The following is a 14,434-nucleotide window of genomic DNA, read 5'->3' as shown; positions in this document are numbered from 1 at the left end:
GAGTTGGGAGCCAGCCGTATTTATTTCAGCAGAATCCCGCTGTATTGCGATTCCAGATTGTCAAGGTAGTTTAGCTGATCGTGTATGAGTTTAGTCAGGTTTTGCTGACGGGCTTGATCATCTATGGTCTCCTGTAATTGGTTGGCGAAGATGCTCCATACTTGCTCCAGTTTAGTTGCCTGGAGTAATAGAGTGGTACGTTCTTTGTCGATTTTATGCACATCTTCTATACTGGCAATCCGTTGTTCTGCGCCTTTTAATTGGGTTTTTAAGTCGTCGCTATCTTTAGTTAATTGAGCGATTTGTTGATCTAATTTGATCCTGGCATCAGCTAGCTCAACATATTTTAGTCCTGTGGAGATATTGCTCAGAATCTTTTTGGTGATTTCAATTCCTTGTTTGATCGCCTGTTTAATAAGTTCTTTTTTAGGGCTAGCCAGATTCAATTTGTCCAGTTCACTGGCATTGGGAATATAGTCCTTAAACATATCGGCCAGATTATATTGACGGATAATGTTTTGACTTTCGATGAGCTTGTCGCGATCTGGGATTAATTTGGCCTTATCCTGCCCTTTCTTCGTGATATCAGCTTGCAGTTCTTCTTTTCTTTCCTGCTCTTCTTTCAGACGCTCTTCCAGACGTTCTAAAATAACGACATTACGAACATCGGCAATTTTGCTGGTCATTATGTTGCTTTCTTCATGTAAGCTGGAAATGACATTTTTAACATCTTTGTTCAGATTGCGTACTTGCTCTAAACGTGCTTCCAACAGGGTATTTCGTGTCTCGTCATCCAATTCTGAATTTTCCAGAGCAGTATCAATTTCGATGATGGTCTGGAAATAGTCTTGAGGCGGGAGTTGTCTCAGGATAGTTTGTAGTTGAGGTACAGAGGCACGAGCGGCTTCGTCGATATCTCGACTGTATAAGCTTATCCGCAGAGTTTTTTCCTGGATGATTTCAATGCCTGATTTTTGCTGGTGCGTTAAACTCCAGATGTTTTTTACTGCTTGATTCAAAGTTTTTACACTAATTTCTGGATAAGTGATAGTTTTCTGAGGGAAAGTAATGACTTCAGTCATTTTAAGACTCCTTTTTTTCTATAATCCTATGTAATACGGGGAACGATTAGTTATAGCGATGTTTGTATTCTTTCAATGCTTCATCGAAAACCCTGACTAATTGTTTAGCGGAACCTTCCACCTCTTTCCAAGGGTTTATGACTTGCTGGAATTTAGTTATAAAAGAGGTCAAGTTGAGTGCATCGTTAATTTGGGTGAATTTATCTTTAGAAGCATTAATCTGGGTCAGCATGGATTGCCACATGTAATCCAAATGGTTCAGAGCCACTTCTGCATCCAATAAGCGGGTATCAATGTCGCTAAAATCAAGGGATAAACTAGTAATAGATTTTTGTAATGCGCGTTTACCTTTGATGCTCTCTTCCAGGCTGCGTACTTCTTCGATCAGCATGTTTTTACGTTTTCGTACTTCTTCTGCCTTGGAACCAAAAATGCCGCCAGTAATAGCGAGGCCGATCAGTCCCCCTACGATACCGGAGAAAGCCAAGCCTACGAATTTATCGTAGTCTTTCTTGAGTTGGACAATTTCCTCTTTTTTCTCCATGATCTTATCGTCCAGATCTCCGATGCTGACCGACATCTTATTGTCTTTCATCAGCTTTCGCTTATTTTCGACTTGTGGTTGTAAACCTAGCGCAATGCTGCCGTTTGACAATCTGCCGCCAATCAGCTTTAGCTTGAAATCGGATACTTCGGTTTTGACCTTTTCAGTTTTCTCACGCTGTTTTTCAATATCATTTTTCATGGTGTCAAGGATTTCCCCTAGAGCAGATGATACTTCTCTGTCTTCATGGGTGTAGGTGATCCGGGCGAGTTGTTTCTCCGATATTTCTCCTAATCTCCTTTTTATGCGTGTGATAATTGGCATTTCATTAATGATGCTAATGATATTCTCACCTGTTTCGGTGATTTGTTTACCAATAATTTCCAGGTCTATGCTCTGTTGCAGAATATCGTTTTCCACATCGCTCCAGCTAAACGAGTGAGTGCGGATTTCTTCAAACAAAGTGTGAATATCTTCTGGTTCTAATCCGGCGATATCGATCTTTTGATAACCCAAGTAACTCTTCACTTCCTCAAGATTAAAAGGGAGTGATAGACCTTTTTTAACATACAGTTTGATATTAATTAGGTCTTCTTTGGTAAATATTCCTCCGGGGCGTGCAACACCTTCTTGTTTACCAGTCAGTAATTGCAAGGTAGCCGAGGGAATATCTGTTTCGTTCAGTGTTTTTTCCGCTGGAAGTTGAGCTAATAACATATATTTCTCCATTAATGGTTCTTGCTTTATTGAAAAATTATTAAATACATCAAGGCACAACCGAACGTCATAATACTCATGTTGTTAAATTAACGTTGTGTTTTTTATTGAATAATCTGAATTAAAAATACATATATTTGCATGGTTAATTGTTGTAAAAATAGTTTAATTCATGAGTTTTATTAAATAATTGTCTGAATTTTTGTCAATCTTAAATTAAATTATTTATGATTTTGGTATATCTAATATATTAAATTAAATAGTATGAATTTTTATTATTTTAGTAATTAAATGTAAAAACAATCGTTTGCCTTTCTTTTTTATATAGTCTTAAATTTCATTCTTTAATTGATGCTAAGATTATAAATATAAAATATTTTAATGTTGTTTTTGTTAAAATCTTTTTAAAACAATTGGTTGTGTTGTTTTTGTGATGTGACGATTATATAATTTCTATATTATTAATTTAAAAGATAGGTAATATGGTTTTTTTTATCAAGAATAAGTTAGATGTTTTTTGTTTTGTCATTTATGGTATGTTTAAAAAATAGATGGAATAGCATCCTATTTTCCTTATGTCATTGAATAAAGTTTTTGTTATTTTTAGATCTATATTTTAATTAAAGTCTTAATTGTTTATCTGATGGTTTAAATTAACAAATAAGAAGGATTTTTTTATAATTATATTTAGTTATTATAGAAGTGACATCTGTTTTTTATAGGGTGATTTTTTTAGAATAATAAATGTTTATTCCGATGTTTATAATAACGGTATTTATTTAGTAAATTTTCCGTAGTAAGTAAAAGAGTCGTTTTTTTATAAATTGCATCGTGAAAATTGATTATGCTAATGAACTTAATATTTGTTATCGGAATGGCTGGGTCTCTGATTTAGCCTGTTTCAGTATTGAGATAAGAGCATATCGCTAACGGAATCGAACAAGCAGCCAACAAAGAGGCAACTTGAAGGATAACGGGTATAACTACATAAATAATCAGGGCTTTAATTATTATTAATGCCCCGTATAATCCTACTTTCTATCATGTCTTTTGAGGCAGAAGTGGTGAATCAAATTGCTAATGTTGTCGCTGATGTATGCAAGACACTGAATAATAAACAAGTTAGCGAAGTTGGTATCCAACAGATTTCATTTCCTCTGCCAGCAGGTTGCAGCACTTACTGGCTGGAATGGCTGGCAGCGCAGTCTCATTATCCGCAGTTCTATTGGCATCACAGAGAGGGCCATGAAGAAGTCGCCGCTTGTGGGCAAATTCATCTTTTCAGTGATATTGCTTTAGCCGAAAATTTTTTGCAGAGAAACCGTCAGTTTCCACGGATACGGATCTGGGGGCTGAATGCCTGGGATCGGATTCAACCAGCCCGTATTACGCAATCCGATGCAGGGGAAGCGGGTTATCTGTTTTTGCCCCGCATCGAATTACGCCGCTACCGTGACGAAAGCTGGCTGTATTTAAATATAGCTGGCCGGCAGGATATGAAGAGTGCACAGAAATTTCTGCAACAATTAGTTCCGCATCAGGAATTCTCTGCATTACAGGCGGTGGTAGTGAACGCGGAGAATGTGCCGGAACGCGCCCGCTGGTGTGATTTGATTGAGCAGGCTTTGGACACTATCACCCATCGTAAGATGGAGAAGGTGGTGATGGCGCGTAAGACACAACTCGAACTGAGTGAATCTTTAGCTGCTGCACAGTTTATGGCAGCGAGTCGCCAGATAAATCACTGTTGTTATCATTTTATGCTAGCTTTTAATCAGCATGAGGCATTTTTGGCGTCTTCACCAGAACGGCTTTACCTCCGTAAGCAGACTCAGCTTTATACAGAGGCGCTGGCGGGGACGGTTGACAATTCTGATGATGCTCAGCAAGCCGAAAAATTGGGGCAATGGTTGCTAGGTGATAAAAAAAATCAGCATGAAAACCTGCTAGTTGTTGATGATATTTGCCAGCGTCTTCAAGGTGCTGTGGTTTCTGTCGATGTTGCTCCGCCAGAGGTGATTCGTTTGCGAAAGGTTCAGCATTTGCGCCGCCGAATTCAGGGAAAACTAAAGAGTGCCAGTGATAGTGATTGTTTGCATCGTTTACAACCAACGGCTGCGGTTGCTGGATTACCTCGTGAAGCGGCGCGTGATTTTATTCGTGATAGCGAGTTATTCAGTCGTGATTGGTATGCAGGGTCCGCAGGATATCTTTCCTGTGAACAGAGTGAGTTTGCAGTTTCACTACGTTGCGCACAAATTAACAACAATTTACTTTCACTGTATGCCGGTGCGGGGATTGTGATGGGGTCTGATCCACAACAGGAGTGGATAGAGATAGAGAATAAAGCTGCCGGGCTGCGCACTTTACTGAAAGGTGAATAGTTAAATCTCCGATTTAATGGCAATTCATTGAACTAGGATAAAGAAATAATTATTTGCGCCGTTAGGCTAATAGTCAGCTTTTATAGAAATTCTTTGAGTAAACTATGTCAAACAGCGCATTTAACCGCCGCTGGGCGGAACTTTTATTGGAAGCACTTACTCGCCACGGATTACGTCATGTTTGCATTGCGCCCGGTTCACGCTCCACGCCTTTGACAATCGCTGCCGCGGCAAATAACAAACTGATTTGTCATACTCATTTTGACGAACGCGGATTAGGGCATCTGGCACTGGGATTATCCAAAGCAAGCAGAGAGCCGGTTGCTGTTATCGTTACTTCTGGAACCGCGGTGGCAAATCTCTATCCTTCATTAATTGAAGCCAGTTTAACCGGTGAACGAGTGGTTTTCCTTACGGCTGATCGGCCACCAGAATTGATGGATTGTGGTGCAAATCAGGCTATTCGTCAAAATGGTATTTTTGCTTCTCATCCATGCCAAACAATTTCTTTGCCAAGACCGACCGTAGATATACCGGCAAGCTGGCTGGCTTCTGTCATAGATCATAGTATGGCGAATTTGCAACATGGAGCCGTGCATATTAATTGCCCATTTGCCGAACCATTATATGGTAATGAAGAGCCTGCTTATGATGAGTGGCAGCAGCAGTTAGGTGATTGGTGGAAAAGTAAAACACCTTGGTTGAGCCAGCCAGTCGCTAAGGTTGTGGCAGAAGTACCGGATTGGGACTGCTGGCAACAGAAAAAAGGCGTTGTATTGGCTGGTAGAATGAGTGCCGAAGAGGGAGTTAATGTTGCTAAATGGGCAAAGGCATTGGGCTGGCCGCTGATTGGCAATGCGCTTTCACAAACTGGGCAGCCACTGCCTTGTGCCGATTTATGGTTGGATAATCCTCATGTGCAGGAGATTTTAGCGCAAGCGCAACTGGTAGTGCAGTTTGGCTCCAGCCTGATAGGGAAACGCTTGTTACAGTGGCAAGCGAAATGCCAGCCGCAGGAGTTTTGGATTATTGATCCGATGCCCGGTCGGCTTGATCCTACCAATCATCGTGGCAAAAAATTGACCTGTCATATTGCTGACTGGTTACTGGCTCATCCGGCACAGCCGTGCATACCGTGGGCACAATCGTGTACATTGTGGGCAGAAGAGCTCATCGTTTGGTCAGAAAAAGCCGTTAACTGCGTCAGAACTGAATTGGCTGGGAAATTCGGTGAAGCAACGGTGGCCTATCGATTGCGTGAATTACTGCCTGAACGTGGGCAGTTGTTTGTCGGTAACAGCCTGATTATTCGTTTGATCGATACACTGGGACAATTACCGGCGGGGTATCCAGTTTACAGTAACCGGGGCGCTAGCGGCATTGATGGGTTAATTTCCACTGCGGCAGGTGTACAACGGGCAACGGCAAAGCCCACTTTGGCTGTGATCGGGGATTTATCGGCGCTTTATGATCTCAATAGCTTGGCTCTGTTGCGTCATCCTTCCGCTCCAATGGTATTAATTGTGGTAAATAATAACGGCGGGCAGATTTTCTCTTTACTACCCACACAGGAAGAAGCAAGGCAGCGTTTTTACTGTATGCCTCAATACGTTAATTTTGATCATGCTGCGGCGATGTTCGGCTTGAAATATGCCAGCCCACAAAATTGGATGGAATTGCAACAAAGTATTAAACAGGCATGGCAACAAAATGAAACCACACTGATTGAGCTAAAAGTGCCGGATAGAGAAGGGGCTGAGTGTTTGCAACAACTGTTAAAACAGGTGGCTATGTTGTGAGTCTGGCTTGTCGCAAGTTCAACGGTTACAACGACCGCCCTTGGCTGGTTTGGTTGCATGGATTATTGGGCTGTGGTGATGAATGGTTGCCATTAGTGAATCTGTGTGCTCAGCATCCCTCATTGGTCATCGATCTGCCCGGTCACGGTGATTCCACTGACGTGCGGGTAAAAGATCTTCTGGAAATGAGTTGTCTTTTATCTGAAACATTAGCAGAACAGAGAATTAGTCAATACTGGCTGATTGGCTACTCCTTGGGTGGACGCATTGCTATGCATCATGCTTGTTATGGTGATATTCGGGGATTATGTGGGTTACTGATTGAAGGAGGAAATCCTGGGTTATTTTCCCAACAGGAGCGGAATAATCGTCTTGAACACGATAGAAATTGGGCCGGACGTTTTCGTTCTCAGCCGATTGAACAGGTTTTATCTGATTGGTATCAACAGCCGGTTTTTTCTGATCTATTACCTGAACAGCGTCAGCAACTGATCAAAGTACGCCGTCATAATAATGGCGATGGTGTGGCTAATATGCTGGAAAATACCTCACTTGGACATCAACCTTGGTTAGTGCCGGTATTGCAACAATTGACGTTACCTTTTGTTTATCTGTGTGGCGAAAATGATAAGAAATTCCAACATTTGGCAAAACGTTGCGCTTTGCCGCTGCAAACCATTCCACGTGTTGGGCATAATGCTCACCGGGCGAACGCAGTGGCGTTTGCCGCGGTAGTAAACCATTTTTTATCACTCTTTAATAAGGAATACGAATATGATTTACCCGAGCGAAGAAGAACTTTATTCCCCAATTGTATGGCAGGACTGCTCTGAAGGGTTTGAAGATATTTTTTATCACAAATCCACCGATGGTATGGCTAAAATCACCATCAATCGCCCGCAAGTACGTAACGCATTCCGTCCATTGACGGTTAAAGAGATGATGCAGGCGTTGGATAATGCCCGTTATGATGACAATATCGGTGTGATTATCCTGACGGGTATGGGTGAAAAAGCTTTTTGTGCTGGTGGTGATCAAAAAGTCCGTGGTGATCATGGTGGTTATAAGGATGACAACGGCATGCATCATCTGAATGTCTTGGATTTCCAGCGCCAAATTCGCACTTGTCCAAAACCCGTTGTTGCTATGGTTGCTGGATATGCGATTGGTGGTGGTCATGTACTGCATTTGGTATGTGATCTGACCATTGCGGCTGATAATGCTATTTTCGGTCAGACCGGGCCTAAAGTGGGCTCTTTTGACGGTGGTTGGGGGGCATCTTACATGGCGCGGATTGTTGGTCAGAAAAAGGCCCGTGAAATCTGGTTTTTGTGTCGTCAATATGATGCTAAACAAGCGTTGGAAATGGGGCTGGTTAATACAGTTGTGCCTTATGCGGATCTGGAAAAAGAGACCGTTCGCTGGTGTCGTGAGATGCTGAAAAATAGCCCAATGGCCTTGCGTTGCTTAAAAGCAGCTCTAAATGCGGATTGTGATGGTCAATCTGGCTTGCAAGAGCTGGCAGGTAACGCCACCATGCTTTTCTATATGACAGAAGAAGGTCAGGAGGGACGTAATGCATTTGTTGAGAAACGGCATCCTGATTTCAGTAAATTTAAACGTAACCCATAATGCGTACTGCAACTTTATACCGGTTCAGATTGCCAATGGAGGCCGGTGTTATCCTGCGATATCAGCGGCTTAAAACTCGTGATGGTTTTTTGGTTCACTTACAGGAAAATGGTCAACAGGGATGGGGTGAAATTGCACCATTGCCGGAATTCAGCAAAGAAACAGTTGAACAGGCAGGTGAAGCCGCGGTGGCATGGCTTAGACAGTGGCATCTTGGCGCTGAACCTGATGAAAGTGAATTACCTTCTGTTGCATTTGGGATTAGCTGTGCATTAGCTGAATTACAGGGTAACTTACCGGAAGAGGCTGATTACCGGAAAGCGCCCCTGTGCAATGGTGATCCTGATGAACTGATTGTTCGTCTCAATAACATGAGTGGACAAAAAGTTGCCAAAGTGAAAATCGGGCTGTACGAAGCGGTACGTGACGGCATGGTCGTTAATGTTCTGCTGGAAGCGGTACCGGATCTATCTTTGCGGCTGGATGCTAACCGTAGTTGGAGCCGCGCTAAAGCGGACAGTTTCGCTAAGTATGTCAATCCTGATTACCGCAACCGAATTGCCTTTTTGGAAGAGCCTTGTCAAACCCGGGAACAATCGCTCGCTTTTGCCCGTGATACCGGGATCGCCATTGCATGGGATGAAAGCGTTCGTGATGAAGGTTTTAACGTAGAGGCACAAGCAGGGGTGACGGCTATTGTGATCAAACCCACTCTGATAGGAAGCCTTGCCCGTTGTTGTCAGTTGATTTCAGCCGCGCACAATGTGGGATTGGAGGCGGTGATCAGCTCCAGTATTGAAACCAGCTTCGGTTTGACTCAGCTTGCCCGTATTGCTCATTGGCTGACGCCAGCGACTATTCCTGGACTGGATACGCTGGAATTGATTCAGTCTCAGTTGGTGCGCCGTTGGCCGGGTAGCACGATGCCAGTAACAAGATTGGACGAGTTAGCAATCGCATGGCGCAGTTAAATCCATTTTCCCTGTGGCCGTGGCGCTACTGGGCAGCGTTTAGCCCTGAAAATATTGCTGTCAAGTTGCGTGATCGGTCCCTAACTTGGCATCAATTAGTTATCTCTTTGGATACCATAGCGGCCAATTTTCGCCAACAGGGGGTAGTTGAAGGTAGTGGCGTAATGTTGCGAGGAAAGAACAGCGAAGAGATGTTGTTTTGTTATCTTGCGGCTTTACAGTGTGGTGCGCGAGTATTGCCACTAAATCCTCAATTGCCTGAAATGCTCTTGGCTGAATTACTGCCACATTTGAATATCGATTTTGTGGCTGATTTCTGTAGTGATAATTTGTCTGTCATAGATGCCAAATCGCTTAATTGGCAAAGTGAACCACTAAATTCTGCTGATAATTCGGTGGAATGGGATGCTATGCGCCCAGCCAGTATGATACTGACCTCCGGCTCTTCTGGATTGCCTAAAGCGGCTGTTCACTCAATTCATGCTCATCTTGCCAGCGCGCAAGATCTACTTTCAGTAATTGAATTTCAGCAACGAGATAGCTGGTTGCTCTCATTGCCGTTGTTTCATGTATCGGGTCAAGGGATCATTTGGCGCTGGCTAATCAAAGGGGCTTCTTTAGTGCTCAGAAATACCCATCTGTTAGATCACGCTTTAGCCGATTGCACCCATGCGTCATTGGTTCCGACTCAGCTTTGGCGGTTACTGGAACAGTCACAAAATCAGTCCCTGAATTTGAAACAAGTGCTGTTGGGTGGAGCAATGATCCCCATTGAATTGACTCAAAGGGCGGAGCAGCAAGGTATTTGCTGTTGGTGTAGCTATGGTTTGACCGAATTGGCTTCAACAGTATGCATTAAACGGGCAGACGATCTTCCCGGTGTCGGTAACCCTTTACCGGGCAAAGAAATTCGGCTGATAAATGAGGAAATTCAGATTCGTTCTGGCAGCCTTGCCAATGGATATTGGCTGGATGGTAAATTACAACCGTTAGCTGATCGTGATGGCTGGTTTCATACCCGTGATCGAGGCGTGATACAAAATGATGAGTTGCGGATACTTGGCCGGATGGATAATCAATTTTTCAGCGGTGGAGAAGGGATTCAGCCGGAAGAGATTGAACGGGTGATTAACACCTACCCGCAGGTTGCACAAAACTTTATTGTTCCCGTACCCGACCCTGAATTTGGTTATCGTCCTGTCGCGGTCATAGATAGTCACTCCACTGAAGTTATCGACTTATTACCGGAATGGTTGATTGATAAACTGGCTGCTTTTCAGCGCCCGGTCGCTTACTATTTGTTACCTCAAAAGTTTAAAAATAGCGGCATTAAAATTTCCCGTCAGCAAATCAAAAAATGGGTGTTGGATTTGCCAAGTTTATATTGAGTTATTTTGATTTTTTTTCGTACTGCCCATTATTTATCGTGTAATAATGGGCAGAGATGGTTAAAAGACAGTGTTGTTAGTCATTACCCTTTGATTTTTTTCAGCGCATTTTCAACACCAGCGCCATATTCTGGATGAACTTTTCTAAATAGCTCAACCTGACGGCGTTGAGTATCTTCATGTGCTTGTGACAGTTCACTGGCAATACGGTCAAACATACGTTGATGCTCTTTACTGTTTATTAGCATAAACAGTTTACGAGGTTGACTGAAATAATCTTCATCTTGACGATGGTTCCAGTGATCGGCATCTCCTTCTAAAGACAATGATGGGTGTTTGAATTCAGGTTGTTCCTGGAACAATCCTGCATTGTTTGGTTCATAAGTCACGGTGTTTCCGCTGTTACCATCGACACGCATTGCCCCATCACGGTGGTAATTATGGAACGGACAACGAGGTGTATTGACCGGAATTTGATGGTGGTTAACGCCAAGACGGTAACGTTGAGCATCACCATAAGAGAACAGACGGCCTTGTAACATCTTATCAGGGGAGAAACTGATACCTGGCACGACATTAGCAGGGTTGAAAGCAGCCTGTTCAACATCTGAGAAATAGTTATCAGGGTTACGGTTTAGCTCGAAATAACCGACATCAATCATCGGGTAGTCGCCGTGAGGCCATACTTTGGTCAAATCGAACGGGTTGTACGATAACAGATTAGCCTCTTTCTCTGGCATGATTTGGACTTTTAATTTCCAGCGTGGATAATCGCATTGCTCAATTGCGGTAAACAAATCACGCTGAGAACTTTCACGATCTTTACCCACCAGCGCTTCTGCCTCTTCGTCCATCAGATTTTTAATGCCTTGCTGACAACGGAAATGGAATTTCACCCAGAAACGTTCATTATCTGCGTTGATAAAGCTGAAAGTATGGCTACCAAAACCGTGCATATGGCGGAAAGACTTAGGTACACCACGGTCACTGAAATCAATCGTTAATTGGTGCAGTGATTCAGGTTGATGAGAGAAAAAATCCCACTTATAGGCAGGATTACGTAAGTTAGTGTGGGGATCGCGTTTAACAACATGGTTAAGATCCGGGAACTTCAGTGGATCACGGAGATAGAATATCGGGGTATTGTTGCCGACTAAATCCCAGTTTCCTTCTTCCGTATAGAACTTGAGCGCAAAACCACGAATATCACGTTCAGCATCTGCTGCGCCGCGTTCACCGGCGACAGTTGAGAAACGGGCAAACATCTCGGTTTTTTTGCCTATTTCAGAAAAAATCTTAGCGCGAGTGTACTTAGTAATATCGTGAGTAACCACAAAGACACCATGAGCTCCAGAACCTTTGGCATGCATACGGCGCTCTGGGATCACTTCACGATCAAAATGGGCAAGCTTTTCTAAGAACCAAACATCTTGTAACAACATAGGACCACGTTGACCCGCAGTCATGACATTATTGTTGTCAACGACAGGGGTACCAGCATTCGTTGTAAGTCCTCTCTTTTTCATCACACTTCTCCTGTTTTACATGAAAAAAAACAGCGGAATCGCTGATTAAGAAAAACATTCTGGTCAAATGGCGAAATGCAAATATTGTGTTTTTTTATAATTTATTTATTATTTTCTTGTTTATTGTTTAGAATAAAACTATTTACATAATCAATTATTAAGCAAATGAAATGAAAAATTCACACATATTTAGTAAGTATAGATGATTCATTTCTTTTTGTTGTCTATCGGTTTAGTTGTATTTACGTAAGATGTTTAACATTAAGTAAATAAAGAGGAAATATAATGAAGGTTTATCTTGCCGTGGTAGCGACCAGTTTGTTGTTCATTGCTGAGTCAGCGAATGCAATTTCCGTGAATGTTCAGGCGGGTCGCCATTTCACCCATACTTCTGCGGCAATTGGTGATAACAGTGCCGGATTATCCTTGAATGGCAACTGGGCACGCAGTGATCATAACGGGCAGTTGGGAAGTTTGGGAACCGCATTTAGCCTGCCTGTTGGTCCATTGACGGCCAGCATAGGGGGTAAGGCTCTCTATTTATCCCCTAAAGATGGGAAAAATGGTGAGGCATTAGCCGCAGGTGTAGGTTTGAGTTGGACTATTATGCCCGCTTTAGCGCTGTACGGTGAAGCTTACGGTGCGCCATCCAGATTAACTTCGGGTATTGATTCTTATGTTGAGGCTGCGGGTGGCTTACGTTTTACCGTATTTAAACCGTTGACGGTGGATGCTGGTTATCGGGTTATGAACATGAGAGGGAAAGAGGGAAATAGGGATAACAAACTGGCTGATGGATTTTATATCGGTGCTGGTTTGAATTTCTAATTTACTTTTGCGTTTTGTCCGCACCATTGCTGATGCGGACAGTTAATTAACCTACTTCTGGCAGTAAACCACTGACAATACCTATCTGGATGGTAATGACCGTAATTCCGCAAAGAAATACCAGAATTAGAACGGGTTTTCCGCCTTTTACCCGATAGGCTTTTTGTTCAATTTGACGGCTGCGCCAAGCCAGCATGGAAGGCAGTAACAGGGCGAGAATGGACAGTGCGACTGCGGCGAAAGTTAACGCCATGACGAAGTTTGGATAGTACAAGGAGCAAAGTAGTGGTGGAACAAAAGTCATGATGCCGGTTTGCAGGCGGCCTGTCGCATTATTACGGCGTTTGAACAGATCTGCCATATAGTCAAACAAACCTAAGGAGACCCCAAGAAATGAGGTTGCCAGTGCCAAATCAGCAAACAGACGGACAGCAAGCTCTACACGAGGCGTCGCGACAACTTCTCTCACCGCTTTTAACAGTCCATTCAGCCCTGATTGCTCCGCTAAGATGCCGACAAAAGTATGGGAAGAGATGGCACCCAGAGTGGCTAATTGCCATAAGATATAGGCAGTCAGTGGGATAGCACTGCCGATAACAAATATTTTGCGTAACTTACGGGTATCACCTCCCATATAATTGACGATACTTGGCACACTGCCGTGAAAACCAAAAGAGGTGAATACCACGGGAATAGCTGATAATACCAAACCTTGTTCCAAAGGCATTGACATCAAGTTAGTGCTTTTGATGTGGGGCATCATGACGGTCAGCATAATAACCAGAAAGATGATTTTTGCCGTAAATAGCAGGCGGTTAATCATATCGACAGATTGAGTACTGATAGTGACAACACAACCCGCGACAAGAGTGAAAATCAGCACACCGTATGAAACAGGAATAGGTTTATCCAGCCATGAAGAGAGGCTGCCTGACAGCAACTCACCTGCACCACTGATATAAGCGGTTGTCAGAGCATACATGAGGAAAAGCATACTGAAACCGGTGAGCCATTGGCCTCCTCGCCCAAGATAACGTTTTGCCAGCGTTCCCAGGCCCGTATCGGCCGGGCTGTATTGATAAACTTCCACCAACAATAAAGCGGTATAGCTCATCAAAACCCAAAGAGTGATTAACATCACGAAGGTTGTTCCAAAACCGACACCGGCTGCTGCCAGCGGCATCGCCAGCATTCCTGCGCCAATTGTCGTGCCCGCTACGATAAAAATACTGCCAAGAGTACGATTCTTCACGCTTTCCCCTAGTTTTTGAACTGATTGAAATCGTTATGAAAAGGCAGGCTAAAGGATTAACTTATTCATGTCAAACTACAGTTACACTTAGTGTAAATAAATAATTACAATTGTGTTTTTGCATGATCGTAAATGATGTATTTCATTAAATATAAAAAGTTACTTATTCTATTAAGTATTTAAAAAACCAGACTTTATTCACACTTAAATAAGAAAGTTTTTTATTTTCATCTAGATTGCTAATTAAAATAAGACGTTATTCATTATCTTAACAATTAACGTATGGTGAAATAAAAATTATCAATGGAAAA

At 42.9% G+C, this 14,434-nt stretch carries 11 protein-coding genes; 7 read left to right on the top strand and 4 right to left on the bottom strand.

All coding sequences use genetic code 11. From position 1 onward, the window contains the following. Positions 1–20 precede the first annotated feature (20 nt). The gene (locus AACQ38_RS09570; protein ID WP_011147293.1) at positions 21–1,082 is read right to left on the bottom strand and encodes an alpha-xenorhabdolysin family binary toxin subunit B; all 1,062 of its coding nucleotides are present in this window, start codon (positions 1,080–1,082) and stop codon (positions 21–23) included. Between the two features lie 46 nt (positions 1,083–1,128). Continuing rightward, positions 1,129–2,355 carry an alpha-xenorhabdolysin family binary toxin subunit A gene (locus tag AACQ38_RS09565; protein ID WP_165577982.1) on the bottom strand — a complete coding sequence of 409 codons (1,227 nt, stop codon included), beginning with the start codon at positions 2,353–2,355 and terminating at the stop codon, positions 1,129–1,131. Positions 2,356–3,407: 1,052 nt separating this feature from the next. On the opposite strand from AACQ38_RS09565, the gene menF reads away from it, so the two are divergent. From menF to menE, 6 genes are all read left to right on the top strand, one after another. After that, positions 3,408–4,727 carry an isochorismate synthase MenF gene (gene menF / locus AACQ38_RS09560; RefSeq protein ID WP_165578008.1) on the top strand — a complete coding sequence of 440 codons (1,320 nt, stop codon included), beginning with the start codon at positions 3,408–3,410 and terminating at the stop codon, positions 4,725–4,727. Positions 4,728–4,831: 104 nt separating this feature from the next. Then, entirely contained in the window at positions 4,832–6,526 is a 1,695-nt protein-coding gene (gene menD / locus AACQ38_RS09555; RefSeq protein ID WP_165577981.1) for a 2-succinyl-5-enolpyruvyl-6-hydroxy-3-cyclohexene-1-carboxylic-acid synthase, read from the top strand. Then, complete coding sequence (menH, locus tag AACQ38_RS09550; RefSeq protein ID WP_165578007.1) at positions 6,523–7,359, top strand: 2-succinyl-6-hydroxy-2,4-cyclohexadiene-1-carboxylate synthase; 837 nt, start codon at positions 6,523–6,525, stop codon at positions 7,357–7,359. Before menD ends, menH begins: the two co-directional genes overlap by 4 nt. After that, positions 7,301–8,158, top strand: a complete 858-nt coding sequence (menB, locus tag AACQ38_RS09545; RefSeq protein ID WP_113026103.1) for a 1,4-dihydroxy-2-naphthoyl-CoA synthase — start codon at positions 7,301–7,303, stop codon at positions 8,156–8,158. Before menH ends, menB begins: the two co-directional genes overlap by 59 nt. Then, positions 8,158–9,129, top strand: a complete 972-nt coding sequence (gene menC, locus AACQ38_RS09540) for an o-succinylbenzoate synthase (protein WP_165577980.1) — start codon at positions 8,158–8,160, stop codon at positions 9,127–9,129. The genes menB and menC overlap by 1 nt, the downstream gene beginning before the upstream one ends. Then, entirely contained in the window at positions 9,117–10,517 is a 1,401-nt protein-coding gene (menE, locus tag AACQ38_RS09535) for an o-succinylbenzoate--CoA ligase (protein WP_165577979.1), read from the top strand. Before menC ends, menE begins: the two co-directional genes overlap by 13 nt. Positions 10,518–10,600: 83 nt before the next feature. Here the strand turns inward: menE and AACQ38_RS09530 are convergent, their stop codons facing one another. After that, positions 10,601–12,043: a catalase gene (locus AACQ38_RS09530; protein WP_165577978.1), complete on the bottom strand. Its 1,443-nt coding sequence runs from the start codon at positions 12,041–12,043 to the stop codon at positions 10,601–10,603. Positions 12,044–12,328: 285 nt separating this feature from the next. Here AACQ38_RS09530 and AACQ38_RS09525 point away from each other — a divergent pair, with 285 nt between their 5' ends. Next, the gene (locus AACQ38_RS09525) at positions 12,329–12,871 is read left to right on the top strand and encodes a YfaZ family outer membrane protein (RefSeq protein WP_011147284.1); all 543 of its coding nucleotides are present in this window, start codon (positions 12,329–12,331) and stop codon (positions 12,869–12,871) included. Between the two features lie 46 nt (positions 12,872–12,917). Here the strand turns inward: AACQ38_RS09525 and tyrP are convergent, their stop codons facing one another. Next, on the bottom strand, positions 12,918–14,123 hold the full coding sequence (gene tyrP, locus AACQ38_RS09520; RefSeq protein ID WP_011147283.1) for a tyrosine transporter TyrP: 1,206 nt from the start codon (positions 14,121–14,123) through the stop codon (positions 12,918–12,920). Positions 14,124–14,434: the final 311 nt, after the last annotated feature.

Origin of the sequence: Photorhabdus sp. RW14-46, assembly GCF_963887965.1 — a bacterium.
Taxonomy (GTDB): domain Bacteria; phylum Pseudomonadota; class Gammaproteobacteria; order Enterobacterales; family Enterobacteriaceae; genus Photorhabdus; species Photorhabdus laumondii.
This window is presented reverse-complemented; position numbering and strand designations above follow the sequence as displayed.